Source organism: Mesorhizobium sp. ORM8.1 (assembly GCF_053005525.2).
Genome location: NZ_CM132600.1, coordinates 5,186,933 through 5,213,203, shown reverse-complemented (window position 1 = coordinate 5,213,203; position 26,271 = coordinate 5,186,933). Strand labels below are relative to the sequence as shown.

Below are 26,271 nucleotides of genomic sequence, written 5' to 3'. Positions count from 1 at the left end.
AAGTGGACGCCGGTTTTCCGTCCGGAATTGCGTCGAAAAACACCCCTGCCTACCAGGCCAACGGACCGTTCTCGTCGAAATAGCCGCCGGTGGGTCCGCCGGGCTCCAGCGTCGCCAGGCGCACGATGACCTCGGCCGCCTGTTGCACCGTGCGGCCACCCTTGTGCGCATTGAGGTCCGTCGCGGTGTAGCCAGGCGCCGCGGCGTTGACCATGATGCCGCGCGGCGAAAGCTCCCTGGCGAAGGCGATCGTGATGGCATTGAGCGCAGTCTTCGAGCTGCCATAGCCCATGACATTGGGCGACTGGCTGTTGCCGGCCGCGCGCGCCATCGAACCGAGATAGCTGCTGACCATGACGATGCGGGCGGCGGGCGCCGCCAAGAGCAGCGGCAGCAACGCCTGAGTGACACGGACCGGGCCGAAGACATTGACGTCATAGGTCGCTTTCATGTCCGCGACATCCTCCCGGCTTGGCGGCCGCTCATAGCGGCCGTCCGGGCCGAGCGCGTCGACATAGCCGGGGGCTATGCCGGCATTGTTGACCAGCACATCGAGGCTCGATGTCCGCGCCGCCAGGGTACTGGCGGCAGCCGCCACGCTGTTATCGCTGGCGACGTCGAGCTCCAGCCATTCGACGTCGAGACCATCGTTGCGCAACGCCTGTGCCGCGGCCTCGCCGCGCTTGGCATCCCGCGCCCCGAGCCAGGTCTTGTATCCCATCGTTGCCAGCCGCCGGGCGGTCTCGAGGCCGATACCTTTGTTGGCGCCGGTCACCAGCGCGTTCTTTGCGTTGTCATGTCCATGTCTCCTTTGGTGACTTAGACATGACGTGCGTAGAGCAACCGCGCGCGCCTGATTCTCGCGCCTTCTTGCCTATTCCTCTCAACCACGTGTTTGCTCGCCAACGGCGTATGCGCCTCCGCGTTGCCCTGCTTGCGCAGCCAGCATGGATCGGCAATGCTGGAGCGATGGACGAAGCCTTGCAGGAATTGATCACGATCGCCGGCCGCCACGCGCACGGACGGCGGACGAAGACGGCCATCCCGCGCGTTACCATTGGCCGCAGCGAGGTTCCGATGCCGCCACTGCCCGAGCTTTGCCAACCGACCGTGCTGTTCGTGCTGCAGGGCACCAAGACGGTGCTGATCGGCGACCGCACGCTGGCCTACAGCGCCGGCAGCTACTTCGTCTATGCGCTGGAAACGCCGGCCACCAGCCAGCTGATAGAGGCGAGCAGCGCCCGTCCCTACGTGGCCATCGCTTTCGCTCTCGATATCGAGCTGATCGCCACCTTGATCATCGACCACAAGTCGGCGGTGGGCGGCGACAGTTTCGTGACCAATCGGGCCGATGACGAGCTTCTCGACGCATGGCGCCGGATGCTGCGCCTGCTCGACCGGCCGGCCGAGATTCCCGTGCTGGCGCCGATGCTTGAACGCGAGATCGCATTCCGGCTGCTGCAGGGCCCGCAAGGCGGCAAGCTGCGCCAGCTCGCGCGCGCCGATGGTCGCCTGTCGCAGATCCGCCGCGCCACCACCTGGATCCGCCGGCACTACAACGAGCCGATCGACGTGGCGGAACTGGCGGCGCTCGCGCATATGAGCAACGCTTCGTTTCACCGCCACTTCGAGGCGGCCACCGCCATGAGTCCGATCCAGTACCAAAAACAGGTGCGCCTGCTCGAAGCGCGCCACCTGTTGATCGCGGAGCCGGGCAACGCCGCGCGCGTCGCTTTCACGGTCGGCTATGAAAGCGCTTCCCAGTTCAGCCGCGAATATGCGCGCCAATTCGGATTGCCGCCCGGGCGTGATGCCGCGCGGCTTCTGGCAAGAGGCGAACCGCCAGCGCTGGAAGTGGACTAAGCCACATCAGGAATTTGGCTATGAAAAAACCCGGCCGGCTTGCGCCGACCGGGTGGTTCTGCATGAAACGCGATTTACTTGCAGACCGTGACCTTCTCGGAGACCTTGCGGTGGTTCTTCCAATGCGTGACCCAGGTGGTCTTGCAATGCTTTCTCATATGCATGTGATCATGCATATGGCCGTTGGTCTTCACGACGACCATGGCCGCCTGTGAAGGCGCGATGGCCGCGGAAACCGTTGCCAATGCGATAGCGGATGCCAGTAGAATTTTTTCATGAATATCCCGGGTTGGAACGGACCGACCTTAACCCGGGAAAGTGCGACCTGCTCCGTCTTCACGAGAAGTTCAGGACCGCGTGAACGTTTGACGACGGACCTGGTTCCCGCTCATGGATTCGAACCACGATTCACGCCTTCAAAGGGCGCTGTCCTACCTTTAGACGAAGCGGGAGAGCCTAGCGAACAGCGCAGCCTATCAAACAAAAGGCCGCGCGCCAGCATGGCCCTTGGACGAAGTTGAGTTTCCTACTTCGTCTGGAAGCGGGCGACCGACAGGAACTTTACGGCATTGCCGGTGAAGCGGCTGGCGTCGGGCGCCTGGGCATCCGATTGGAAGCCGGCTGTATAGACCTCGCTCGGCGGCGTGTGCACGATGTTATAGGCATAGCGCGGCGCCGTCGTCGGGCTGGAAACGGTGGCGATGGTCTCGCCGCTGCCCAGTGCCCAGCGCGCGGCCTGCGGGGGTGCGGCCACCACCATGGCCTTCGGCCCTGGCTTCAAGTCACGCGTCGAAGCCCTGGCTTCCTTGGCTGTCGTCTTCACGCCGGCGCCGATCGCCTGTGCGGGATCGCTGCCTGCCGGCAGGGCGGCGATGGCCTGGCGCGGCGACGCGGCATCGACGCCCGACGGGTCGTTGAAGGCCGAGCGCGGTTCCGGTTGCGTCAGCGACGCGAGCTGATACTGCGCGCCGCCGGCGTCGGTCGTGGCGCTGACCTGTTCGAGCACGGCCTTGATCTCATCCTGCTTGGCCGGTTGCGGCCTTGCCGTCGGCAGCACCGAGAAGGCGTCGGTAGCATTGTTGTTCTGCTGAGCCGTGTCCGCCAGCGCCAAAAGCACATTCTGGTCCTTCGACGCCAGCTCCGCCGGCGTCGTGCGGTCGGGACGCCAGGTCGGCAGCGGAATGTTGTTGACGGCAACCTGAGCCGGATCGGCTGAAGCGGCCTCTGCCGCGCTGGCCGTGCCGAACGGCACCTTATCCGGCGCCGGAGCCTGCGCGGTCGAAACCGCCTGCTCGGTCGTCGCCGAGGCATCGGCCATGGCAAACGGCACGTTCTGCGGCGCCTGCTGGCCGACATCGGCCTTCGGACGCGGCGCGAAATCAGGCAGCGGAACTTCCTTCGGCGGCAAGGCGGCGATGATCGTCTCCGGCGTGTCCTGCTGCGGCTGCGAATCGTCGGCGCTGTCATCCGCGACCTGCGGGATGTCGGCGCGCTTGGCATCCTTCGGCGACACGATCGCGATGCCTGGAAGATTGCTGCTGCGGGACGTGGCGGCGGAAGCGACCTGAACCTGCTTCACGGTCTTGGCCTGCGGCGTCGGGTTGCTGTCGTCGGCCTCGTCGTCCGCCTCGTCAGAGCCGCCACCGAACCAGGCGGCCAGCAGTCCGCCGGACCGTTTGGTCGAGCCGCCGGCGCTGGCCACTTCGATATTGGGCGTGCCGGAGCCCTTGCGCGATTGATAGGCGGCCAGCGCCTGGTCATAGCCCGGCAGCGGCCGGCCGTCGCTCGGCACATGCAGCGTCTTGCCGTTCGGGAACAGGCTGACCAGTTCCTGGCGGCTGATGCCCGGCCAGTGGCGCACATTGCCGACATCCATATGGACGAACGGCGAACCGGAAGTCGGATAATAACCGACGCCGCCGCCTTGCATCTTGAGGCCGATGTTGCGCAACTTCTTCAGCGGCACGCCAGGGATGTAGAAGTCCATGGCCTTGCCGAGCATATGCTGGCTTTTCTCGGCGACGCCGCGGCTGCGCGAGCGCAGCATCGCATTGGTCGACGGCGAGCGATAACCGCAGACGACCTGGATGTAGTCGGTCGCGCCGGCTTCGCGATAGGCTTCCCAGACGAGATCGAGCAACCGCGGATCCATCTTGGTCGGCTCGTTGCGGCGCCAGTCGCGCAGGATGATGTTGATTTTGCGGAGGCCTTCCGGATCGTAGCGACCGTTGCGCTTGTAGACGATCTCGGCCTTCTCATGCGTGTGCAGGTGATAGAGCTTCAGCGTACGAACTTCGGCCCTGGCGCCCGACATGGCCGCCGACAAGAACCCGACAGCCAAAATCACGAACGCCAGCCACCTCGGCCAGACGCTCATGTGAAAATGCCGCCCGTTTTTATGTCGTTCGACTTTGTTCAAATCAAATGGCCTTGCAGGCTGCCGTTTGTCCCCGGATTTGACCAACGGATGTCTGATTTTCACATCCGAGTATCAATCCTAATGGTTAATCATCGTTTATTGAAGCCGAAATGCGGTAACACCGTGGCGATATCCCGTCAAAAATGATCCCGAACATTTCGTGGTAAACCGCTGGTTTAGATCAGGAATCCGACTTCGGCCAGAACACGATCTGTTACCGTTGGCCGCAAAGCGTGATCTATGGTCGCGATAGCCCGCGAAAACCGGCAATCCTGAACCGGAAAGCGACAATTTGACTCGGATTTTAAGCCTGCAAGCTGGCTCGAAGCTTGTCTGTCACGACGCCAGCCGGTCGACGCGGCCAGCTTCGGGATCAATGCCATATTCCTTCAACTTGCGGTAGAGCGTCGAGCGCCCGATGCCCAGGCGACGCGCGACCTCGCTCATCTGGCCGTTGTAATGGTCGATGGCGAGCTTGATCATTTCGAACTCGACCTCGGCCAACGCCCGCACATTGCCGCGTTCGTCGAGCGCCCTGAGCGTTCCAAAACGAGGCTGCAGCCTGGCCGGCGCCTCGCCGTCCCGCAAGGCGGCCCCTGCTCCATCGGGAGCCATTTCGTCCGTGGGTTGGGAGAGATCCAAAGCCGTCTCAGCAGCTGCCGATGCCGGTTCCGCGTCAAGACTGACCGTTCCTTCCACCTGCGCCCGGATCTGCGGGAATTCCTCCTCGGTGAGCAGGTCCTCCTCGGCCAGGACCGAGGCTCTGAACACCGCATTCTCCAGCTGGCGGATGTTGCCCGGCCAATCATAGGCCTCAAGCATGGCCAGCGCCCTGGCGGAAATGCCGGTGGGACGGCGACGCGGATCGGCCGACGCCACCTTCTCCATGAAATGGCGGACCAGGTAGGGGATGTCGTCGCGGCGCTCGCGCAGCGGCGGCACGAAGATCGGATAGACGTTCAGCCGGTAGAACAGGTCCTCGCGGAACTTGCCGTCCTTGACCTGCTGCAAAAGATTGCGGTGCGTCGCCGAGATCAGCCGGATGTCGACCTTGACGGTCGAACGGCCGCCGACCGGATCGACCTCGCCTTCCTGGACGGCGCGCAGCAGCTTCACCTGCACGTCGAGCGGCAGGTCGCCGATCTCGTCAAGGAACAGCGTGCCTGAATTTGCCTCGACGAACTTGCCGGTATGCTTGTCGCTGGCGCCGGTAAAAGATCCTTTTTCATGGCCGAACAGGATCGACTCGACCAGGTTCTCGGGAATGGCGCCGCAATTGACGGTGACGAATGGCTTCGAGCGGCGGTCGCCGCTGCCCTGGATGGCACGCGCCACCAATTCCTTGCCGACGCCGGATTCGCCTTCGATCAGGATCGGGATGTTGGAAGCGGCTGCCTTTTGCCCGAGGCGTATCACCCGGTCCATCGCCGGGCTGCGGGTGATCAGGTCCTTGAAGCTGAGATGGCCGCCGCGGCGCCGCGCCGTCCGCTTGACCTCGTCCTCGACCGCCTCGACCTTCAACGCGTTGGAAATCGCGGTTTGCAGCCTGTCGGGCGATGCCGGTTTGACGACGAAGTCGAAAGCCCCATGACGCATCGCCGAGACGACGGTCTCGATACCGCCTTGCGCCGTTTGCACGATGACGGGGATGTTGATGGCACGCTCGCGCATCGCCTTCAGCACGCCAATGCCATCCAGGCCAGGCATGACGAGATCGAGAATGACCACCGACACGTCGCGCGTATTGGGTCCATCGAGCACATCGAGGCCCGCCTCGCCGCCATCCGTGACGATCGCGGCATGGCCGAATTTCGTCACCGCGGCCTCGAGCAGCCTGCGCTGCACCGGATCGTCATCGACTATGAGTATGGAACCTGTCATGAGTGTTTGAAGTTGCCTGCCCGAGAAAATCCCCGTGGATCATCTTGGCACAGGGTTCTAAATAAGGTTTCAAAAAACCCGGTGAACGAATTCCTTAGGATTTGACCGGCTTGTTTTTTCCCCTTCGATTTTGGCGACCTCACTCAAAAAAGGATTGTCGATGCGCATGATGGTTGATCAGCGGCTTGCGGCGGTGGCGTCCGGTCAGGGCGCGGCCGGGCTTGGCGATCTGCCGGAATGGAACCTCGCCGACCTCTATGCCGGCATGGAAGCGCCCGAACTCAAGCGCGACATCGCCAAGGCCGCCAATGACGCCATCGCCTTCGAGACCCGTTGGAAAGGCACGCTCGCGGCCGAGGCCGGGCGCGGCAGCTCCGGCAAGCTCGGCGAAGCCCTGAAAGCCTATGAGGCTCTGGAGGAGCTCATCGGTCGCATCGTCTCCTATGCGGGCCTCGTCTATGCCGGTAACACCGCCGATCCGCAGCGCGCCAAGCTCTATGGCGACGTCCAGGAGAAGATGACCGACGCCAGCGCGCATCTTTTGTTCTTCGCGCTCGAGCTCAATCTGATCGACGATGCCGCGATCGAAGGCGCTCTGGCCGCCGATCCGGCCTTCGGCCACTACCAGCCCTGGGTGCTCGATCTCCGCAAGGACAAGCCCTACCAGCTCGAGGACCGCGTCGAGCAGCTGTTCCATGAAAAATCGGTCACCGGACGCGGCGCCTGGAACCGCCTGTTCGACGAGACGATGACCGACCTGCGTTTCGATATCGACGGCGAGGAGCTGACGCTGGAGCCTGCGCTCAATCGTCTTCAGGATGCCAATGGCGAGGTGCGTCACCAGGCCTCCGAAGCGCTGGCCGCGACCTTCCGCAAGAGCCTGCGCACCTTCACGCTGATCACCAACACGCTGGCCAAGGACAAGGAAATCTCCGATCGCTGGCGCGGTTTCCAGGACATCGCCGATTCGCGCCATCTCGCCAATCGCGTCGAGCGCAGCGTGGTCGACGCGCTGGCGGCCGCAGTGCGCGAGGCCTACCCGCGGCTGTCGCACCGCTATTACGCGATGAAGGCGCGCTGGCTCGGCATGGAGGTGATGAACCACTGGGACCGCAACGCGCCATTGCCCGAGACCCCGCAGGCGGTGATCCGCTGGGACGACGCCAGGGACACGGTGCTGTCGGCCTACCAGCGCTTCGCGCCTGAGATGGCCGAGATCGCGCGCGGCTTTTTCGATCACAACTGGATTGACGCGCCTGTGCGTCCAGGCAAGTCGCCCGGCGCCTTCGCTCATCCCACGGTGCCGTCGGCCCATCCTTACGTGCTCCTCAACTATATGGGCAAACCGCGCGACGTGATGACGTTGGCGCATGAGCTTGGCCACGGTGTGCACCAGGTGCTGGCCGCGGGCCAGGGCGCGCTCATGGCGTCCACGCCGTTGACACTGGCCGAGACCGCTTCCGTCTTCGGCGAGATGCTGACCTTCCGCTCGCTGCTCGACCAGACCACCGACAAGCGCGAGCGCAAAGCCATGCTGGCGCAGAAGGTCGAGGACATGATCAACACGGTCGTGCGCCAGATCGCCTTCTACGAGTTCGAGCGCAAGGTCCATGCCGAGCGCAAGAACGGCGAGCTGACCTCGGACAGGCTGGGCGAGTTCTGGCTGGAAGTGCAGGCCGAGAGCCTGGGGCCGGCGATCAAGCTTCGCGAGGGTTACGAGGTCTTCTGGACCTATATCCCGCACTTCATCCATTCGCCCTTCTACGTCTACGCCTATGCCTTCGGCGACTGCCTGGTGAACTCGCTTTACGCCGTCTACCAGAACGCCGAGCGCGGCTTTCAGGAGAAGTATTTCGAGATGCTGCGCGCCGGCGGCACCAAGCATCATTCCGAGCTGCTGGCGCCCTTCGGCCTCGACGCCACCGACCCTGCCTTCTGGCAGATCGGCCTGGGCGTCATCAGCGCCCTGATCGACGAGCTGGAGGCACTCGACAAGTGACGGGCGCTTCGGCGGTCAGCAGGACCAGAACAGTTTAGCTGGAATGCATATTCGCGACTACGCTATTCTTGGTCTAAATATCTGTTCCTGAATAACTCTCCGCCCACATTTTTCAATTAGCTTTCGCAAGGCCATATGATAGCGTCCCGCCTCAAGCTCAGCCGGCGCCAAGGCCATAGACGGCCAGTGTGGCGCTTCGGCGAATGCGATGATGGCTGCCGGTCACGGACGCAAAGCCGCAGCCGATAGCCCGATTGAGGCCGGCAGTTCCGCGACAGCGGAATGATTGACGATCCTTGGCGGTAGGCTCGCCACTCCGGGCCGCGGCCGACAGATCGGACTGGAGAGAGAAATGAGCACTTTCTTCTACATCCTCCTGGCGTTCATTGTGGGTGTTCTGGTTGGCTGGTTCATCTGGGGCCGCCTGCGCGGTGAGCTCGACAGCCTGCGCGGCGATCTCGACCGCACGCGCAGCGAACGCGACAGGCTGCGCGCCGATACCGATCGCCTCAAGGGCGAACTCGACGCCTGCGGCCGCGCCCGAGCCGACCTCGAGAGCAAGCTTCGCGCAACGCCAGCCGGGGCCGGAACAAGCAAGGCCGCCGCGCCTGCTTCGGCTGCGCTGACGTCGACGTCGTCGTCCGCCGGTTCGACGGCCGCCAAACCGGCGCCGAAGGCTGCTGCCGCCAAGAAGCCGCCAGCGGCCAAAACCGCGGCGCCAAAGCCGGCGGCCAAGAAAGCAGCGGCGCCCAAGGCAGCTGCCGACAAGGCCGACAATCTGCGCCGCCTGATCGGCATCGGGCCGGTCAATGAGAAGTTGCTCAAGGGCCAGGGTGTTACGACTTACGCCCAGATCGCCGCCTGGACCGAGGCCGACGTCAAGCGCATCGAGGAGGTGCTCAATTTCGACGGCCGTATCGCGCGCGAAAAATGGATCGAGCAGGCGAAGCTGCTTGCTGCCGGCAACGAGACGGAATTTGCCAGGCAGTTTCCGACAGCCGGCACCGCCAGCAACACCTGAACCATCCGCCATCGCGACCGGCTGCAAGGCGGCGCCCGCCACGGGCGCCGTCTTTGTTTTGGGCCACAGTCAGCTTTGCGCCGCCCGACGCCGCTCCCTCGATTGCGCCTCGCCGAACCCCCATATAGAGCGGTCGACGTTATCGACCGCATCCGAGGCTCATGTCCCTTCCCGCAGCCATCTTCCGCAACGACGACACAGCTCGGCAGCTGGTCTTCGACCGGCCGCGCGAGGTCATCGTGGCGCGCGACGCGGAGGAATTCACACCCGCGCTTGAGAGAGCGCAGGCGGCTTCCGACGCCGGCAAATGGCTGGCCGGGTATTTCTCCTATGAAGCCGGCTATCTGCTCGAGCCGAAGCTGGCGCCACTGCTGCCCGAGGGCCGCCGCGCACCGTTGATCTGCCTCGGTGTCTTCGACACGCCGCTTGAAGAGGCGGTGCCATCAGCGGATGGACAAGCGACCAACGGTCCGATCTTCGATGCCCGGGCAACATGGTCCGCGCAGGATTATGCCGCCCGCTTCGCACGCCTGCACGACCATATCCGCAAGGGCGACTGCTACCAGGGCAACCTGACCTTCCCGGTCCAGGCGCACTGGTCCGGCGATCCGCTCGCCGCCTTCAACGCGCTGACCGAAAGGCAACCGGTGAAATACGGCGCACTGGTCTCGCTCGGCGATCCGATCGTGTTGTCGCGCTCGCCGGAGCTGTTCTTCGAGATCGATGCCGAGGGCATGATCGAGACGCATCCGATGAAAGGCACCGCGCCGCGCGGCGCGACCAGGGCCGAGGATGCGCGGCTCAAGACCTTCCTGCGCAACGACGAAAAAAACCAGGCCGAGAACCGGATGATCGTCGACCTGTTGCGCAACGACATTTCGTTGATCAGCGAGGTCGGCACGCTGGAAGTGCCGGAGCTATTCCGCATCGAGAGCTACCCGACGGTCCACCAGATGGTAAGCCGGGTGCGGGCGAAGCTTTTGCCGGACCTCGGCATTCGCCGGATCTTTGCAGCACTCTTTCCCTGCGGCTCCATCACCGGCGCGCCGAAAATCCGCGCCATGGAAATCCTGCACGAGCTGGAGCATACGCCGCGCGACGTCTATTGCGGCGCTATCGGCTGGATAGCGCCTGACGGCAGGATGCGCTTTTCGGTGGCGATCCGCACCATCTCGCTCTTTGCCGATGGCGAAGCCGTCTACAATGTCGGCGGCGGCGTCGTTTTCGATTCCACCGCCGAGGAGGAGTATCGGGAGTGTCTTTTGAAAGCGCGCTTCGCGACGGGAACAGCGCCGGCTTCGAGCTGATCGAAACCATGCGCTGGGAGCCGGGCGCCGGCTTCCTGCGCTTCGAGCGGCATCTGGCCAGGCTCTACGCGTCGGCTGCCGAACTCGGCTTTGCCTGCGATCCCAAGCGGATCGGCCAGGTTCTGTCGCGCATCGTGGGTGGGCATGAGATTGCGTTGCGCGTGCGGCTTGCCTTGCAACATGGCGGAGAAGCGTCGGCGGCAGCGCAGCCTTACGAACCGCTTGCCGCCGACAAGGTCTGGCATCTGCAGCTGGCGCGGGTCCGGCTCTATTCCGGCAACATGCTGCTGCGCCACAAGACCAGCCGCCGGGAGATCTACCAGCAGGCGCGCGCCGAATATCTCGCCACCCGCGCCGACGAGGTGCTGCTTGCCAATGAGCGCGGCGAACTTTGCGAAGGCACCATTACCAACCTTTTCGCCGATTTCGGCGATGGCGTGCTCGCCACGCCCCGCCTCGACTGCGGCTTGTTGCCTGGAATATTGCGCGGCGCGCTTCTGGACGAAGGCCGCGCCGCGGAAGCGATCTACAGCTTCGAGGATCTGACGTCGGCGAAGGCGATCTTCGTCGGCAATTCGCTGCGCGGACTGATCCCGGCGCGGCTTGGCTTTTCTGTTTGAAGAACGCATGAACATTCGCCAGCCAACCCACACGCCCTATGATGGGTCCTCGAAACTCTTCACCGTCGGGCTGAAGCCGCTCGAAATCGACCGCTGGATCGAGGTCGATGCGTTTCTCCTGCCGCATCTTGCCGAGAAGCAGCGGCTTTACGCCGGCATCCCGGAAAAGGTGTTTGTCGAGGAAGACGGCACCCGCGACGCCCAACGCGAGGTGCTGGATCTGCTTGGCCAACATCTCACGGCGAAACACCCGCGCACCCATCGCGCCGCAGGCTCGGACGTCGAGGTCGCCGGCCTTGAAAGCACGATCGAAAGGCTACCTCACGTCTTGCGCCAGGCACCGCTCGCAAAGGCGTCCCTGCTCGTCCAGGAAGACCTGATCCTCATGCGCCGCGACGAACGCGGCTGGCGGCTCGCCGCCGGCTCGCTGTGCTTTCCCTCGTCCTGGTCGCTCACGGAAAAATTCGGCAAGCCGCTGCAGGAGATCCATGCGCCCGTGCCCGGCTTCGGCCCCGGCACGCGACCCGCAGAGCTCATCAATCGCATGTTCGACGGCCTGCAGGGGCAAGCGGTCGAGCGGTTCAACTGGTCGATCCAGGCCAACGATGCGCTCTATCACCCGCTTTCCAATGTCGAACGCATCGATCGCGCCACCAGCCGCCCGACGCGCTTCCCGGACGGCGACATCAACGCCCACGCCTTCATCCGTGTCGAACGCCAGACGCTGCGCAAGCTGCCCGTTTCGCGCGATATCCTGTTCACCATCCGCATCCATCTCGACCCGCTCAAGGTGCTTGCCCGCCACCCGGACCGTGCCACCCTTGCCGCCTCCTTCGCCGAGCAGCTCAACGCCCTCGATCAGGCCCAGCTCGACTACAAGGGCATGACCGCCGACCGGGACCGCCTGGTCGCATCGCTGAACGCGATGACCGGATCGGCTTAACCACAGGCCAAAACGGCTTGGCCGGCGATTGGCGCTTTTCACTGGTTTATGACAATGATCTGTGGTGTAGCGCTTGACCGCTGGGCGAAAAACATCCGGTTTTGCAGGTGTTTGCCCGGTCTTGCATGTGTTTGAAGGAGTGCGCGAAAAAATGGCGAATGAAAACTGGCCCGTTTACGGTGAGATCACCGGCCCTGTCGTGATGATCGGCTTCGGCTCGATCGGCCGGGGAACGCTGCCGCTGATCGAGCGCCATTTCCAGTTCGACAAGTCGCGCATGACGGTCATCGACCCGCTCGACACCGACCGCAAGCTGCTCGACGAGCGCGGCATCGCCTTCGTCCAGGAACACGTAACCGAGAAGAACTACAAGAAGCTCTTGACGCCGCTTCTGACCAATGGCGGCGGCCGGGGCTTTTGCGTCAATCTGTCGGTCGATACCGGCTCGGTTGACCTGATGCGGCTTTGCCGCAAGCTCGGTGTGCTCTACATCGACACCGTGGTCGAGCCGTGGCTCGGCTTCTATTTCGACGCCAAGGCCGACAATGCCAGCCGCACCAACTATGCGCTGCGCGAAGCCATGATCAAGGAAAAGCAGGACAAGCCCGGCGGCGCCACGGCGGTGTCCACCTGCGGCGCCAATCCGGGCATGGTTTCGTGGTTCGTCAAGAAGGCGCTCGTCAACCTCGCCACCGATCTTGGCCTGGAGTTTTCCGAGCCTGCGCAGGAAGATCGCGAGGCCTGGGCCAAGCTGATGAAGAAGGCCGGCGTCAAGGGCATCCACATCGCCGAGCGCGACACCCAGCGCACCAAGAAGCCGAAGCCGATGGACGTGTTCTGGAACACCTGGTCGGTCGAGGGCTTCATCTCGGAAGGCCTGCAGCCGGCCGAGCTCGGCTGGGGCACGCATGAGACCTGGATGCCGAAGAACGGCAAGAAGCACAAGCATGGCTCCAAGGCGGCGATCTATCTGGAACAGCCCGGCGCCAACACGCGCGTGCGCAGCTGGTGCCCGACGCCGGGCGCGCAATACGGCCTGCTGGTGACACATAACGAGGCGATCTCTATCGCCGATTTCTTCACCGTGCGCTCGAAGAAGGGCAAGCTTCAATACCGCCCGACCTGCCACTACGCCTATCACCCATGCAACGACGCCTTGCTGTCGCTCGATGAGATGTTCGGCGCCGCGGGCAAGCCGCAGCCGGTCCACCACGTGCTCGACGAGAACGAGCTGGTCGACGGTGTCGACGAACTCGGTGTGCTGCTCTACGGCCACGCCAAGAACGCCTACTGGTACGGCTCGCAATTGTCGTTGGCCGAGGCGCGCAAGCTCGCGCCCTATCAGAATGCCACCGGCATGCAGGTCACCTCGGCGGTGCTCGCCGGCATGGTCTGGGCGCTGGAAAACCCGGAGGCCGGCATCGTCGAGGCCGACGAGATGGACTACAAGCGCTGTCTCGAAGTGCAGTCGCCTTATCTCGGGCCGGTCCGGGGCTACTATACCGACTGGACGCCGCTGGATAACCGCCCCGGCCTCTTCCCGGAGGACCTGGACAAGGACGATCCGTGGCAGTTCCGCAACATCCTGGTGCGATAGCAGCGGGGCCCACCGGCCTCACCGCCTTGCAATCGCCCGGAAATCGGGCGATTGAGAGTGTGCGGCCTAGAGCGACGTGCGTCCCTTCGGACGCACAAAGTACGCTCTAGCACTTTGAGTGAACGCATCGTGCTTTCCGAAATCGGGAATCCGATTTTCGGGCCGATGCGAGAGGAGAGGATTTTGATCATGACCATTGCGCGCAAACTGCTTTCGGCAGGCGCCGCCGCAAGCCTTCTGGCCGCGGCCGCCTGCACCACCACCGGTCCTTCCGACCAGCCCTCCATGGCGGCAGCGCCCAAAGGCGTCGAAGGCAACTGGATCGACGCCAAGGGCACCGGGCTTTCGACCTTCAAGGCCGGCAGCTTCGCCACCGTCGCCACCGACACCGGCCAGAAGCTGTCGGAAGGCAGCTACACCATGACCGGTGCGACCTCGGTGGAGATCCACGGCACCTCGCTGATCCGCCAGACGCCAGTCAGCTTCAACTGCCTGATGGTTTCCACCAGCCAGCTCAACTGCACCAGCGCCAGCGGCCAGAATTTCGTGCTGACCCGCCGCGCCTGAGTAACGCAGGCATTGATGTTTTGCAGGGACGGCGACGCGAGCCGCCGTTTTTTTGCGCCGGCAAACATCTTCCTGATTTCCGCTTGCATCGACCGGGACCCGATGTGAACATGACCCAAGGCTGGCTGTTATTTTCCAGTCAAGCGAGGGCTTTAAGCACCTTCAGGCCAGCTCATCCGGGAGACGAAGATGAAGAAGATTGCCGCCATTCTGGCTCTGTCCGCCTCGACGCTTGGCCTGTCGGCCGGCGTATCTTTTGCCGACTACACGCTGAACATTCTGCATTTCAATGATTGGCACAGCCGCATCGAAGGCAACAACAAATACGAATCCACCTGCTCGGCGGACGAGGAGACCAAGGGCGAATGTATCGGCGGCGCCGGCCGGCTGATCACGGCGATCGCCCAGGAGCGCAAGAAGCTCGAAGGCCAGAACGTGCTGCTGCTCAATGCAGGCGACAGTTTCCAGGGCTCGTTGTTCTACACCACCTACAAGGGCGCCGTGGAAGAGGAATTCCTCAACCAGATCAAACCCGACGCAGTCACGCTCGGCAACCATGAATTCGACGATGGCGAGAGCGCGCTGGTGCCTTTCCTCGACAAGGCGAAGTTTCCGATCATCAGCGCCAATGTCGTGCCCAACGACAAGTCCAGCGCCGCCGGCAAGATCAAGCCATCGATCGTCGTCGAGGTCGGCGGCCAGAAGATCGGCATCATCGGCGCGGTCACCAACGACACGCCGGAACTCGCCTCGCCCGGCCCCAACATCGCCATCACGGACGACGTCAAGGCGATCACCGCCGAGGTCGAGAAGCTCAAGGCGCAAGGCGTCAACAAGATCATCGCGGTCACCCATATCGGCTACAGGCGCGAACGCGACGTGATCGCCAAGATCCCGGGCATCGATGTGGTGGTCGGCGGCCACAGCCACACGCTGTTGTCCAACACCGATCCGAAGGCGGAAGGCCCCTATCCGACGATGGTCGACAATCCCGACGGCTCCAAGGTGCCGGTGGTTCAGGCTGCGTCCTATTCGAAATATCTCGGCGAGTTCAAGGTCGTGTTCGACGACAATGGCGTCGTCAAGGAAGCCAGCGGCGCGCCGATTTTCCTCGACAAGTCGATCCCGCCCGATCCCGCCGTGCTCGCCCGCATCAAGGAGCTCGGTGCGCCGATCGAGGCCTTGAAGAACAAGGAGGTCGCTGAGACCACCAAGCCGATCGACGGCAGCCGCGAGAGCTGCCGCGCCCGCGAATGCGAGATGGGCAATCTCGTCTCCGACGCCATCCTCGACCGCACCAAGGGCCAGGGCGTCGAGATCGTCATCTCGAATGGCGGCGGCCTGCGCGCCTCGATCGACCAGGGCACGGTGACGATGGGCGAGGTGCTGACCGTGCTGCCGTTCCAGAACACGCTGGCGACGTTCAAGATTTCCGGCAAGGACCTCGTCGCCGGGTTGGAAGGCGGCCTCAGCCAGATCGAGGACGGCGCCGGCCGCTTCCCGCAGGTGGCGGGCCTCAAATATTCTTTCGACAAGTCGGTCGCGCCCAATGCCGGCCGGCTGAAGTCGGTTGAGGTGATGGAGAACGGCGCCTGGGCGCCGATCAATCCGGACAAGCAGTATCTGGTGGCCACCAACAACTATGTCCGCCAGGGCGGCGACGGCTACAAGGTCTTCGCCGACAAGGCCACCGATGCCTATGACTATGGTCCGGGTCTCGAGCAGGTGGTGGCCGACTATCTCGGCGCGCATCGGCCCTACACGCCAAAGATCGACGGCCGCATCACCGAGATAGCGGCAACGACGGCGGCTGAGCCGGCAAAGCCGGCCGAAGCTGCTCCGGCAACGCCTGCACCTGCAGAAGCAGCAAAGCCGGCCGAGGCAGCGCCCGCAATGCCCGCATTGCCGGCCAACTCGGGCGACATCGCCAACACGCCGCCGGCCATTTCGACCGAGGCAGCACCTCCCCCGCCAGCGCCGCCGGCAACGGCAGAGCCGGCAAAACCGGCCGAAACGGCAGCGCCTGCTCCTTCAGCCGAGCCGGCAAAGCCAGCCGAAACAGCACCCGCCGCGACCAAGCCGGCTGAGACCAGCCATGTGATCGCCGCCGGCGACACTTATTGGGAGCTGGCCAAGAAGGCCTATGGCGACGCCACCAAGTGGAAGCTCATCTCCGACGCCAACAGGGACTACAAACCGCGCCGCCTGCCGCTCGGTGCGACGCTGACCATTCCGCCTGCCGCGAAGTAACGCTTCGTCACTCATTGCTGCACCCGTCCGGGCAACCGGGCGGGTGTTTTTTCGGGCCGTAACGCGATAAGGTGCGGCCAGACGCAGCATTGAAAACCGGCAGGGCATCGCTAGTTTCTCGCCGATACCCGGAGACCGTTGATGACGCTTGCCAACCCCGCCGATGTCAAAGCCGCCAAGGCCGTCGGCCCGCTGTCGGCCAGCGCCGCGCCGGCCAGGCCGGGCAAGATCGGCGTCATGCTCGTCAATCTCGGCACCCCCGACGGCACCGACTTCAAGCCGATGTGGCGCTATCTGCGGGAATTCCTGTCCGACCCGCGCGTCATCGAGCTCAACAGGGCGATCTGGTATCCGATCCTCTATGGTCTTGTGCTGACCACAAGGCCGAAGAAGTCGGGCGCCAATTATGCCAGGATCTGGAACCGCGACAAGAACGAGTCGCCGCTGCGCACCTTTACCCGGGCGCAAGGCGAGAAACTTGGCCAGGCGCTGCGTGACCTGCCGGATGTCGTGGTCGACTGGGCCATGCGCTACGGCGACCCCTCGACCGCGAGCGTCGCTGAAAGGCTGGTCGCGCAAGGCTGCGACCGTATCCTTTCGTTTCCGCTCTATCCGCAATATTCGGCGACGACGACGGCGACCGCCAACGACCAGCTGTTTCGCGCGTTGATGAAGATGCGGGCGGCACCGGCGGTCCGCAGCGTGCCTCCCTATTATGACGAGCCGGTCTATATCGAAGCGCTTGCCCGCTCGATCGAGAAGCACATCGCAACGCTCGATTTCGTGCCCGAGGTGGTCATCACCTCTTACCACGGCATCCCGAAACCCTATTCCGACAAAGGCGATCCTTATCGGGCGCATTGCCTCGAGACGACGCGTCTGCTGCGCGAAAAACTCGGCTGGGACGAGAAGAAGCTGATCACCACTTTCCAGTCGCGCTTCGGCGCGCAGGAGTGGCTGCAGCCCTATACCGACAAGACCGTCGAGAAACTGGGCAAGGACGGCGTGAAGTCGGTCGCCATCGTCAATCCGGGCTTTTCCGTCGACTGCATCGAGACGCTGGACGAGATCGGCCGCGAGGCGGCCGAAACCTTCCATCACGCCGGCGGCAAGAACTTCGCCCACATCCCTTGTCTCAACGACAGCCCAGAGGGCATGGCCGTGATCGAGGCGCTGGCGCGGCGGGAACTGTCGGGCTGGATTTGACCGAAAACCGGTGCGCAAAAGCCTTCGCTAACCAATATTCGCGATCACCTGATTGTAACGCTACGGAAACACACTTAAGTGATTTCGTGAAGTCGGCGCCTATTGAGGGAGAAACGAAATGGGCTTCAGCGGTTTCGATATTGCCATCATAGTTCTTGTTTTCCTGGTTATCATACTTCTTTTCAAAGGCATCAAAACGGTGCCGCAAGGCTATAATTACACGGTGGAGCGCTTCGGCCGTTACACCAAGACGCTGACCCCCGGCCTCAACATCATCAACCCGATCTTCGAGCGCATCGGCGCCAAGATGAACATGATGGAGCAGGTGCTGGATGTCCCGACGCAGGAAATCATCACCCGCGACAACGCCATCGTCGGTGTCGACGGCATCGCCTTCTACCAGATCCTGAACGCCGCCCAAGCCGCCTATCAGGTCGCTGGCCTGCAGAACGCCATCCTCAACCTGACCATGACCAACATTCGTACCGTCATGGGCTCGATGGATCTCGACGAGTTGCTATCCAACCGCGACGCCATCAACGAACGCCTGCTGCGCGTTGTCGACGAGGCTGCGCATCCGTGGGGCATCAAGATCACCCGCGTCGAGATCAAGGACATCAACCCGCCCGCCAATCTGATTGAATCGATGGGCCGGCAGATGACCGCCGAGCGTAACAAGCGCGCCCAGATCCTCGCCGCCGAGGGCCTCAAGCAGTCGCAGATCCTCGAGGCCGAAGGCCGCAAGGAAGCCGCCTTCCGCGACGCCGAAGCGCGCGAGCGCTCGGCCGAGGCCGAGGCCAAGGCGACGCAGGTCGTGTCGGAAGCTATTGCCAAGGGCGACGTGCAGGCGCTCAACTACTTCATCGCGCAGAAATACACCGAGGCGCTGACCAAGATTGGCTCTGCGACCAACAGCAAGGTGGTGCTCATGCCGCTGGAGGCCTCGTCACTGATCGGCACGCTTGGCGGCATCGGCGAAATCGCCAAGGAGGTCTTCAGGTCTGAAGGCACCGCCGGCTCGCAAAGGCAGGCAGCGCGCCCGCCGGTGGTCCGCCCGAGCGAAAGCTGATGTCTGGAGCGGTTCATCGTTTCATAAAAACACAGAACCGCTCTCCCTTTGCTTTGACGCAATTCCGGACAGAAAACCGTTCTCTGGAATTGCTCCGATAGGTGGGCATTATGATAGATCGCATCGTTTCCGAACTCGGCCCCTGGAACTGGATGGTTCTGGGCTTCGTGCTCATTCTGATGGAGATCGTCGCGCCCGGCGTCTTCATGCTGTGGATCGGTATCGCCGCGCTCATCGTCGGCGCGGTGTCGCTGGCGATCTGGGACGCGGCCTTCTGGACCTGGCAGATCCAGGTGCTGGTTTTCCTGGTGCTGTCGCTGATCTCGGCCGTTGTCGGCAGGAAACTGATGGCCGGCCGCCACGATGACGCCGACCAGCCGCTGCTCAACCGCCGCGGCGCGCAGATGGTGGGCAAGCTGGCGACACTGGCCGAGCCGATCAAGGACGGTCGCGGCCGCATCAAGCTTGGCGACACGCTGTGGCGTGTTTCCGGCCCCGACCTGCCCGCAGGCACGCAAGTGCGCGTCATCAGCGCCGCCGACACCGACCTGGAGCTGACGGTCGAAGCAGCCTGAGGTTCCTTTTAAGCGCACCTCGCCTGGGCAAGGTGTGTTGAGATTCAGGTCAGGCCGAGCCGAAAACGATGGTTTTCGAGTACCGGAGCGGAGCGTACTTAAAGTACGTGAGCACCGGAAGCGCAGAAAACCAACGTTTGCAGGCCGGCATCACCTGAATATCAGCACACCTTAGGCGGCGCCGATGCGGAGCAGATCATGCAGATGGACAAGCCCGACCGGGCGTCCCTTTTCGACCACCATCAGGCTGGTGATGGCCGAGGTGTTGATCGTCTGCAGCGCCGTTGCCACCAGCGTGTCGGGGTCTGCCGTCTTCGGCTTTTTCGTCATCACCTGATCGACGCTCATCGACAGGAGATCGCTGCCGATATGCCGGCGGATGTCGCCGTCGGTGATGATGCCGACCAGCGCGCCGTCGGCGCCGGTGATCGCCACGCAGCCAAAACCCTTGCGCGACAGCTCGGCAATCGCCTCCTGCATGCCGGTGCCGGACGGGACCAGCGGCAGGCGTTCGCCGACATGCATGATCTCGCGCAGTTGCATCAGGTTGGCGCCGAGCTGGCCGCCGGGATGGAAGGTGCGGAAATGGTCCGGCGTGAAGCCGCGCGCTTCGAGCAGCGCAATCGCCAATGCATCGCCCACAACAAGCTGCAGCAAGGCCGACGTCGTCGGCGCCAGCCCATGCGGACAGGCCTCCGGCACGGCCGGCAGCAAAAGCACGACGTCGGCCGCACGCGCCAGCGCCGAGCTTTCGCCCGAGGTGATGGCGATCAGCGGGATCGAAAAACGCCGGGAATAGGCGACGATGCCCATCAGTTCCTTGCTTTCGCCCGACCACGACATGGCGATGATGGCATCGTCATGGCCGATCATGCCGAGATCGCCGTGATTGGCTTCCGCCGGATGGACGAAGAAGGCAGGCGTGCCGGTCGAGGCAAGCGTGGCGGCGATCTTGGAGCCGATATGGCCGCTCTTGCCGACGCCGGTGACGATGACGCGGCCTTCGATGTTGGAAATGAGCCCGATGGCGCGTGCGAACGGCTCGGCCAATCCGTTTTCGAGCGCAGCGGCCAAAGCCGCCACGCCGGCCTGTTCAGTCGCCACCGTTCTCAGCGCCGATTCGATCGCAGCCTGACCGTCCGGCTGCTTTCTTTCTGGGGACCCCGCATGCATGGCGCAAGCGATTAGCGCTTTGGCGCGCCCCTGTCCAACAGAATTGCCGCGAGCCGCCTTTCGGGGCCTGACAGGGCGGCTCTCTCAACCCTCCGTTAACCATCTGCATTTACGGTTCGGTAAGGATGGCGCGCCTGCGCCGCGCAAGCAGTGGTGACGATGTCCGGGGGCCAGCCTGAAACGAAATTCGGTCGAAAGGGCATTGCCGTCGCGGCATTGCTGCTGACGGCAAGCGCGCTTGCCTTGCTGCGGCCGGCGCCGGCCTTTTCCCAGGAAACCGAACTGCGCGGCGAAGTCTCCGAATCGGCCATCCTTGCCGACCAGCAGCGCAAGGCCAGGCAGATGCGTGCGCAGGGTTCGCAGGACCAGGCGCCGCCACCGGCGAGCCCGGTTCTGGATACGCCCGCAGCCACCTACCAGCCGGCAAGCCCAGGCGCCGTTCCCGATGACGACCAGGCGGCCGGCGCCGCGGGCAGCGTTTTCGACCAGCCGCAGGCGAGCGACGATCCGCTGGCGGCCAATCCGACGCCGGTAAAGCCCCGCAGGCCCTCGACGGCAAAGCAGCGCGCCGACGATACCAAGGCAAAGGCCGATACCAAGACCGCCGACAAGAAAAAGGCCAAAAAGAAGACCGGCGACACCACGGATACCACGGCCACCGGCGCCACGGCCGCGACCGGCGACCAGACCGGCGCCGCGACGGCTGACGACGACGGCAGCAACCGCCGCGCCGTGACGATCGACAGCGTTGACAAGCAGAAGCTCGACCCCGGCCAGGAACGCACGGCCTCGATCGATGGCCAGAAGATCAAGCCCGAAGACGACCCCTTTGCCGCTCCCGGCATCAAGGTCGGCACCTTCGTCTTCCGGCCGACGCTGGAGCAGGGTTTTACGGCGACCTCCAACGCCGATTCCAGCAGCACTGGCAAGTCGGCGGTGCTGTCGGAGACGAATTTACGCTTCTCCGCGGCCTCCGACTGGCGCGAGAATTCGGCTCTGATCACCGGCTATGGCCTGTTCCGCAACACGGTCTCGGGCGAAAAGATCAATGACGGCCAGGGCCGCATCGAAGGCAAGCTCAATGTCGACCTCGACAACGAGCTGCGCGCCATCGCCAAGCTCGGCTATGAAGCAGCGCCGGAATCGGCCTCTTCGCCGGACGCGATCGCCGGCGTCAACGAGCAGCCGCTGCGCCAGACCGTGGACGGCAGCCTCGGCATCGAAAAGAGCGTCGGCAAGATGCGCTACGCGCTGACCGGGGCGATTTCGCATGACTTCTACGGCGACGCCACGCTCACCGACGGCACCAGCATCTCGCAGAAGGATCGCGACAACACGCTCTACACAGCGACGCTCCGCACCGGGTACCAGATATCGCCCGCGCTGACGCCCTTCGCTGAGGTCGAGACTGGCCGTCGCGTTTATGATCTGCGCATCGACACCGACGGCTTCGAGCGATCCTCGACCAGGCTCGGCGCGCGCGCCGGGCTCGAGCTCGACATGGGTGAGAAGCTTTCGGGCGAGTTCTCCGCCGGTTGGCTGCGCGAGGCGCTTGACGACAGCCGCCTTCCGGCGGTCGCCGGCCCGACGATCGACGCCGACCTCAAATGGTCGCCCGAGCGCGGCACCACCATCGGCCTCACCGGCAAGACCACCGTCGAGACCACCACGACAGCCGGCGAGAGCGGCGACATCCTCTATTCGGGCCGGCTCACCGGCGAGCGGCAGATCCGCGCCAACCTGACGGCCAATGCCGCGCTCGGCCTGGATTGGCGCCACTACACCGGCATCGACGGCCATGATCGCATCCTGAGCGCCGAGGCCGGCCTGACCTGGTGGCTGAATCGCTACGCCGGCCTCACCACCCGCGTCAGGACCGAGAAGCTGACCAGCAACCTGCCCGGCCGCGACTATGTCGCCAACAGCATCTATCTCGGCCTGAAGGTGCAACGTTGACGCCGAGGCCTGCCACCTCGGCGGTCCTGGCCTGACTGGAATATAGGCTAAGAAGCGGCGCCGCGCCGCTCCGACGGCTTCATCTCGTCGAGCAGCGTGCGGATAACGCCAGCCATGTTTTCGTTCATGTCGTTGCGCCAGAGCGCGAAGGCGACATTGGCTTCGACGAACCCTTCCGGCGAACCGCAGTCGAAGGTGCGTCCCTGATAGTGATACCCATAGAAGGACTGCTGCTTTTCCAACTTCAGCATCGCGTCGGTAAGCTGGATCTCGTTGCCGGCGCCCTTTTCCTGGCTTTCGAGGATCTTGAATATCTCAGGCTGCAGAATGTAGCGGCCGTTGATGTAGAGATTGGACGGCGCGGTGCCCTGCTTCGGCTTTTCCACCATTTCCGTGATGCGGAAGCCGTGATGCGTGTCCTCGCCGCGGCCGACGATGCCATATTTATGGGTTTCGACCGGATCGCATTCCTGCACGGCGATGATGTTGTTGCCGGTTTCCTCGTAGAGTTCGACCATCGCCTTCATGCAGCTCTTGTCCGACTGCATGATCATGTCGGGCAACAACAGCGCGAACGGCTCGTCGCCGACGAGTTCGCGCGCGCACCAGACGGCGTGGCCAAGGCCCATCGGCACCTGCTGGCGGGTGAAGCTGGTTTGGCCCGGCGCCGGCTGCAGCCGCTGCAGACGGGCGAGCTGCTCATCCTTGCCGCGCTGCGCCAGCGTGTCATAGAGCTCGAACTGGATATCGAAATGATCCTCGATGACCGCCTTGTTGCGGCCGGTCACGAAGATGAAATGCTCGATCCCGGCCTCGCGCGCCTCATCGACCACATATTGGATGACCGGCCGGTCGACCACGGTCAACATCTCCTTCGGAATGGCCTTGGTGGCCGGAAGAAACCGCGTGCCGAGGCCGGCGACCGGGAAAACTGCCTTGCGAACTCGCTTCATGCTGCGCCACCCATCTGTTTGGCCAATTATCCGCTCGGCACTGTGCTCCGCAATCCCCCCGGACATTTTCACGCCGGAATGTTGGACTAGCAAATCGCCGAATTGAACGTGCAGGCTAAAAGCCGCGACACCAATTTTCGTTCCCGGCGGCACCTATGGTAAACTAAATACTAACCCGGTTCGGCGTTGAATGATCCTTCATGATTTGACGAAGGAGGAAAAGATGTCGGTTCGAAACACGGCCAGGCGCCTGACGGCCCTCGCGACGGCCACCGGCCTCGCGCTCGCCTTGCTGATGCCCGGACCGGCTTTCGCCGACGCCGGGTTCCGCCAGTGGATCGCGGGCTTCCGCGCCACGGCCGTCGCAGGCGGGGTCTCGGGAGCTGTCTACGACCAAGCCATGAGAGGCATCGAACCCGATCCTGTGGTGCTGGAAAAGGCCCGCACGCAGCCGGAATTCACGGCTCCCGCCTGGGACTATTTCGACAACCGCGTGCACGACCAGTCGGTGGCCGATGGCCAGGCGATGGCGAAGAAATGGAAACCCTGGCTGGACCGGATCGAGGCGCGCTTCGGCGTCGACCGCAACATCCTCCTCGCCATCTGGTCGATGGAATCGAACTACGGCGAAATCCTCAAGCGCGACGACATCATGCGCAATGTCGTCCGTTCGCTGGCGACGCTTGCCTATGGCGACCCGAAACGCTCGAAATACGCCCGCACCCAATTGGTCGCGGCGCTGAAGATCCTGCAGACCGGCGACATTGACGAAAGCCATCTGATGGGCTCCTGGGCCGGCGCGATGGGTCAAACGCAGTTCATTCCGACCAGCTACCAGCACTACGCCATCGACATGGACGGCAACGGCAAGCGCGACATCTGGAATTCGATCCCCGATGCGCTGGCCACCGCCGCCAATTTGTTGAAGAAGAACGGCTGGCAGGCCGGCAAGACCTGGGGCTACGAAGTGACCATCCCGGCCGGCAAATTGCCGGGCACGGCAAAGACGATCGCACAATGGCAGGCGCTCGGCGTCGTCAGGGCCAGCGGCAAGCCGTTCAAGAACCTGACCGACCGGGCAACACTGAAAGTGCCGGACGGTCGCGGTGGGCCGGCGTTTCTGATGATCAGGAATTTCTCGGTCATCAAGGCCTACAACAATGCCGACAAATACGCTTTGGCCGTCGGCCTGCTGGCCGACGAGATCGCCGGCGGCACTGGCCTGGTGCAGGATTGGCAGCGCCCTTTCACCAAGCTCAGCTTCGAGGAACGCCAGGAATTGCAGAAGCGGCTGTCCGAGCATGGCTATTATGACGGCAAGTTCGACGGCAAGATCGGCGATGGCTCGAAGGCAGCCATCATGGCATATCAGGCCAAGGCCGGCTTGACCCAGGATGGTTATCCGAGCATGGAAGTGCTCAAATGGCTTCGCAAGAAGTAGAGAAGGCGGAAGCGCCAGGCATCCTTTTTCGAAGACGGCCGGGATGCGGTAGCGCCTCGTTTGCCATGGCCTCCGATACCGGTCATGCGCCAAGGGATGGAGAGGTGATTGGTTTCGGTTGCGCGTATCCGGCTGCTTTTTCGCCGCGTGCCGATCCTGGTTCTCGCGCTGGCCGTGCTTGTAGTCGCCGTCGCCGCATCCATCCACACGCCCGCTTTCGCACAGGAGCAAAGCCGCGGCTGGTCGCTGCGCGACCTCTTGTTCCCGCGCCGCAGCGAGCGCGTCGAGCCGCCGCTCGATATCGAAAAGGCCAGGCCGAAACCGAAGAAGAAATCCAAGCCCCGCCCGCCGGCCGAGCCGGAGACGCCGATCGTCGAAAAGACGACGGACGCCAAGGTCGTGCTGGTGGTCGGTGATTTCATGGCCAGCGGGCTTGCCGAGGGCCTTGACACCGCCTTCGCCGACAATCCGGCCGTCAGGATCGTCGCGCGCAGCAACGGTTCGTCCGGCTTCGCGCGCGACGATTTCTACAATTGGCCGGTTGAGATCAAGTCGCTGATCGAGACAGAGAAGCCCGCGGCGATCATCGTCATGCTCGGCTCCAACGACCGCCAGCAGATGAAGATCGGCGACGTGCGCGAGCAGCCGCGCTCGGAGAACTGGACCAAGGAGTATGAGCGCCGCACCGATGCGCTGGGCAAAGCCATCCAGGACGCCAAGGTGCCGTTCCTGTGGGTCGGCATGCCGGCTTTCCGTGTCAGCAAGATGAACTCCGACATGCTTGCCTTCAACGACATCTACCACTCGGCCGCCCAAAGCCACGGCGGCGAGTTCGTCGATGTCTGGGACGGCTTTGTCGACGAGAACGGCGCTTTCGTCACCTCCGGTCCCGACATCAACGGCCAGCCCGTGCGCCTGCGCTCCGACGACGGCATCAACGTCACCAAGGCCGGCAAGCGCAAGCTTGCTTTCTATACGGAAAAGCCGCTGGCCAAGATCCTCGGCCTGGCGGCGCCCGGAAGCATCACCACGCTTTCCGCGCCGGCCGGCGCGCCGGTCGAAGCGCCGAAGCCAGCAGCGGCTCCCGTCATCGTCGACCGCACCGCGCCGATGCTGCTCGGCGACCCGGCGCTGGACGGCGGAACGGAATTGCTCGGCGCCGCGCCGGCAGCCAAGGCTGATCCGAACCTGCCCGGCGAAAAGCTGATCGTGGAAGGCAAGGCGCCGGCGGCCTCGCCCGGACGCGCCGACGATTTTTCATGGCCGCCAAAGACGCAGCCGCCGGCGACGGCGGCAGCCACGCCCGACGCGGCGACGGCAACTCCTTGACCGACGGTCCTGCCTAACGGCAATTCCGCGCCGAGCCGAACAATGGCATTATCGGTTTTTGGCCGAAGTCAAAGTCGGGGGGCGAATATGTCGGCAACGGGC

At 63.6% G+C, this 26,271-nt stretch carries 21 protein-coding genes and 1 tRNA gene; 15 read left to right on the top strand and 7 right to left on the bottom strand.

Translation table 11 applies throughout. The annotated features are described in order from the left end of the window. Nucleotides 1–49: 49 nt before the first annotated feature. The gene (locus tag ACVDG8_RS26015; protein ID WP_455707271.1) at nucleotides 50–775 is read right to left on the bottom strand and encodes an SDR family NAD(P)-dependent oxidoreductase; all 726 of its coding nucleotides are present in this window, start codon (nucleotides 773–775) and stop codon (nucleotides 50–52) included. 194 nt (nucleotides 776–969) lie between these two features. On the opposite strand from ACVDG8_RS26015, the gene ACVDG8_RS26010 reads away from it, so the two are divergent. Beyond that, nucleotides 970–1,863, top strand: a complete 894-nt coding sequence (locus tag ACVDG8_RS26010; RefSeq protein ID WP_447257084.1) for an AraC family transcriptional regulator N-terminal domain-containing protein — start codon at nucleotides 970–972, stop codon at nucleotides 1,861–1,863. Nucleotides 1,864–1,937: 74 nt separating this feature from the next. Here the strand turns inward: ACVDG8_RS26010 and ACVDG8_RS26005 are convergent, their stop codons facing one another. From ACVDG8_RS26005 to ACVDG8_RS25990, 4 genes are all read right to left on the bottom strand, one after another. Beyond that, the gene (locus tag ACVDG8_RS26005) at nucleotides 1,938–2,108 is read right to left on the bottom strand and encodes a hypothetical protein (RefSeq protein WP_455707270.1); all 171 of its coding nucleotides are present in this window, start codon (nucleotides 2,106–2,108) and stop codon (nucleotides 1,938–1,940) included. A 133-nt stretch (nucleotides 2,109–2,241) separates the two neighbouring features. After that, a tRNA-Gln gene (locus ACVDG8_RS26000) sits at nucleotides 2,242–2,315 on the bottom strand. Nucleotides 2,316–2,389: 74 nt separating this feature from the next. Continuing rightward, nucleotides 2,390–4,240: a DUF882 domain-containing protein gene (locus ACVDG8_RS25995; protein WP_447250996.1), complete on the bottom strand. Its 1,851-nt coding sequence runs from the start codon at nucleotides 4,238–4,240 to the stop codon at nucleotides 2,390–2,392. Nucleotides 4,241–4,618: 378 nt separating this feature from the next. After that, complete coding sequence (locus ACVDG8_RS25990) at nucleotides 4,619–6,163, bottom strand: sigma-54-dependent transcriptional regulator (RefSeq protein WP_447250995.1); 1,545 nt, start codon at nucleotides 6,161–6,163, stop codon at nucleotides 4,619–4,621. A 160-nt stretch (nucleotides 6,164–6,323) separates the two neighbouring features. Here ACVDG8_RS25990 and ACVDG8_RS25985 point away from each other — a divergent pair, with 160 nt between their 5' ends. The 11 genes from ACVDG8_RS25985 (at nucleotide 6,324) to ACVDG8_RS25935 (ending at nucleotide 19,317) form a co-directional block, all read left to right on the top strand. Beyond that, on the top strand, nucleotides 6,324–8,162 hold the full coding sequence (locus tag ACVDG8_RS25985; protein WP_447250994.1) for a M3 family oligoendopeptidase: 1,839 nt from the start codon (nucleotides 6,324–6,326) through the stop codon (nucleotides 8,160–8,162). 352 nt (nucleotides 8,163–8,514) lie between these two features. Further along, on the top strand, nucleotides 8,515–9,183 hold the full coding sequence (locus ACVDG8_RS25980) for a proton-conducting membrane transporter (RefSeq protein ID WP_447250993.1): 669 nt from the start codon (nucleotides 8,515–8,517) through the stop codon (nucleotides 9,181–9,183). A gap of 161 nt (nucleotides 9,184–9,344) precedes the next feature. Continuing rightward, entirely contained in the window at nucleotides 9,345–10,490 is a 1,146-nt protein-coding gene (locus ACVDG8_RS25975; protein ID WP_447250992.1) for an aminodeoxychorismate synthase component I, read from the top strand. After that, nucleotides 10,439–11,110, top strand: a complete 672-nt coding sequence (locus ACVDG8_RS25970) for an aminotransferase class IV family protein (protein ID WP_447250991.1) — start codon at nucleotides 10,439–10,441, stop codon at nucleotides 11,108–11,110. The genes ACVDG8_RS25975 and ACVDG8_RS25970 overlap by 52 nt, the downstream gene beginning before the upstream one ends. A gap of 7 nt (nucleotides 11,111–11,117) precedes the next feature. Next, nucleotides 11,118–12,053 carry a heme-dependent oxidative N-demethylase family protein gene (locus tag ACVDG8_RS25965; RefSeq protein ID WP_447250990.1) on the top strand — a complete coding sequence of 312 codons (936 nt, stop codon included), beginning with the start codon at nucleotides 11,118–11,120 and terminating at the stop codon, nucleotides 12,051–12,053. 151 nt (nucleotides 12,054–12,204) lie between these two features. Continuing rightward, on the top strand, nucleotides 12,205–13,650 hold the full coding sequence (locus ACVDG8_RS25960) for a homospermidine synthase (protein ID WP_447250989.1): 1,446 nt from the start codon (nucleotides 12,205–12,207) through the stop codon (nucleotides 13,648–13,650). A gap of 189 nt (nucleotides 13,651–13,839) precedes the next feature. Beyond that, entirely contained in the window at nucleotides 13,840–14,217 is a 378-nt protein-coding gene (locus tag ACVDG8_RS25955; RefSeq protein ID WP_447250988.1) for a hypothetical protein, read from the top strand. Between the two features lie 189 nt (nucleotides 14,218–14,406). Beyond that, on the top strand, nucleotides 14,407–16,467 hold the full coding sequence (locus tag ACVDG8_RS25950) for a 5'-nucleotidase C-terminal domain-containing protein (RefSeq protein WP_447250987.1): 2,061 nt from the start codon (nucleotides 14,407–14,409) through the stop codon (nucleotides 16,465–16,467). 141 nt (nucleotides 16,468–16,608) lie between these two features. Further along, complete coding sequence (gene hemH, locus ACVDG8_RS25945; protein ID WP_447250986.1) at nucleotides 16,609–17,673, top strand: ferrochelatase; 1,065 nt, start codon at nucleotides 16,609–16,611, stop codon at nucleotides 17,671–17,673. A gap of 118 nt (nucleotides 17,674–17,791) precedes the next feature. After that, complete coding sequence (locus ACVDG8_RS25940) at nucleotides 17,792–18,742, top strand: SPFH domain-containing protein (RefSeq protein WP_447250985.1); 951 nt, start codon at nucleotides 17,792–17,794, stop codon at nucleotides 18,740–18,742. 110 nt (nucleotides 18,743–18,852) lie between these two features. Beyond that, the gene (locus ACVDG8_RS25935; RefSeq protein WP_447250984.1) at nucleotides 18,853–19,317 is read left to right on the top strand and encodes an NfeD family protein; all 465 of its coding nucleotides are present in this window, start codon (nucleotides 18,853–18,855) and stop codon (nucleotides 19,315–19,317) included. 171 nt (nucleotides 19,318–19,488) lie between these two features. Here the strand turns inward: ACVDG8_RS25935 and ACVDG8_RS25930 are convergent, their stop codons facing one another. Continuing rightward, on the bottom strand, nucleotides 19,489–20,490 hold the full coding sequence (locus ACVDG8_RS25930; protein ID WP_447250983.1) for a KpsF/GutQ family sugar-phosphate isomerase: 1,002 nt from the start codon (nucleotides 20,488–20,490) through the stop codon (nucleotides 19,489–19,491). 159 nt (nucleotides 20,491–20,649) lie between these two features. Between ACVDG8_RS25930 and ACVDG8_RS25925 the strand changes: the two genes are divergently transcribed. Further along, a complete protein-coding gene (locus ACVDG8_RS25925; protein WP_455707859.1) occupies nucleotides 20,650–22,446 on the top strand; it encodes an outer membrane beta-barrel protein in 1,797 nt (598 codons plus the stop codon). A 47-nt stretch (nucleotides 22,447–22,493) separates the two neighbouring features. Here ACVDG8_RS25925 and galU read toward each other — a convergent pair whose 3' ends face one another. Beyond that, entirely contained in the window at nucleotides 22,494–23,399 is a 906-nt protein-coding gene (gene galU / locus ACVDG8_RS25920) for a UTP--glucose-1-phosphate uridylyltransferase GalU (RefSeq protein ID WP_447250981.1), read from the bottom strand. Between the two features lie 223 nt (nucleotides 23,400–23,622). Here galU and ACVDG8_RS25915 point away from each other — a divergent pair, with 223 nt between their 5' ends. Together ACVDG8_RS25915 and ACVDG8_RS25910 are read left to right on the top strand one after the other, a co-directional pair. Continuing rightward, nucleotides 23,623–24,840: a lytic murein transglycosylase gene (locus ACVDG8_RS25915; RefSeq protein ID WP_447250980.1), complete on the top strand. Its 1,218-nt coding sequence runs from the start codon at nucleotides 23,623–23,625 to the stop codon at nucleotides 24,838–24,840. Nucleotides 24,841–24,948: 108 nt separating this feature from the next. Further along, on the top strand, nucleotides 24,949–26,169 hold the full coding sequence (locus tag ACVDG8_RS25910; RefSeq protein ID WP_447250979.1) for an SGNH/GDSL hydrolase family protein: 1,221 nt from the start codon (nucleotides 24,949–24,951) through the stop codon (nucleotides 26,167–26,169). Nucleotides 26,170–26,271 lie beyond the last annotated feature (102 nt).

Bases quoted from the DNA above. Each gene is read 5' to 3' on its own strand.
- ACVDG8_RS25955 (WP_447250988.1), top strand. From the start codon at position 13,840: ATGACCATTGCGCGCAAACTGCTTTCGGCAGGCGCCGCCGCAAGCCTT.
- ACVDG8_RS25995 (WP_447250996.1), bottom strand. From the start codon at position 4,240: ATGAGCGTCTGGCCGAGGTGGCTGGCGTTCGTGATTTTGGCTGTCGGG.
- hemH (WP_447250986.1), top strand. From the start codon at position 16,609: ATGACGCTTGCCAACCCCGCCGATGTCAAAGCCGCCAAGGCCGTCGGC.
- ACVDG8_RS25980 (WP_447250993.1), top strand. From the start codon at position 8,515: ATGAGCACTTTCTTCTACATCCTCCTGGCGTTCATTGTGGGTGTTCTG.
- ACVDG8_RS25935 (WP_447250984.1), top strand. From the start codon at position 18,853: ATGATAGATCGCATCGTTTCCGAACTCGGCCCCTGGAACTGGATGGTT.
- ACVDG8_RS25925 (WP_455707859.1), top strand. From the start codon at position 20,650: ATGTCCGGGGGCCAGCCTGAAACGAAATTCGGTCGAAAGGGCATTGCC.
- ACVDG8_RS25915 (WP_447250980.1), top strand. From the start codon at position 23,623: ATGTCGGTTCGAAACACGGCCAGGCGCCTGACGGCCCTCGCGACGGCC.
- ACVDG8_RS26010 (WP_447257084.1), top strand. From the start codon at position 970: ATGGACGAAGCCTTGCAGGAATTGATCACGATCGCCGGCCGCCACGCG.
- ACVDG8_RS25960 (WP_447250989.1), top strand. From the start codon at position 12,205: ATGGCGAATGAAAACTGGCCCGTTTACGGTGAGATCACCGGCCCTGTC.
- galU (WP_447250981.1), bottom strand. From the start codon at position 23,399: ATGAAGCGAGTTCGCAAGGCAGTTTTCCCGGTCGCCGGCCTCGGCACG.
- ACVDG8_RS25965 (WP_447250990.1), top strand. From the start codon at position 11,118: ATGAACATTCGCCAGCCAACCCACACGCCCTATGATGGGTCCTCGAAA.
- ACVDG8_RS25950 (WP_447250987.1), top strand. From the start codon at position 14,407: ATGAAGAAGATTGCCGCCATTCTGGCTCTGTCCGCCTCGACGCTTGGC.
- ACVDG8_RS25985 (WP_447250994.1), top strand. From the start codon at position 6,324: ATGCGCATGATGGTTGATCAGCGGCTTGCGGCGGTGGCGTCCGGTCAG.
- ACVDG8_RS25940 (WP_447250985.1), top strand. From the start codon at position 17,792: ATGGGCTTCAGCGGTTTCGATATTGCCATCATAGTTCTTGTTTTCCTG.
- ACVDG8_RS25975 (WP_447250992.1), top strand. From the start codon at position 9,345: ATGTCCCTTCCCGCAGCCATCTTCCGCAACGACGACACAGCTCGGCAG.
- ACVDG8_RS25930 (WP_447250983.1), bottom strand. From the start codon at position 20,490: ATGCATGCGGGGTCCCCAGAAAGAAAGCAGCCGGACGGTCAGGCTGCG.
- ACVDG8_RS25990 (WP_447250995.1), bottom strand. From the start codon at position 6,163: ATGACAGGTTCCATACTCATAGTCGATGACGATCCGGTGCAGCGCAGG.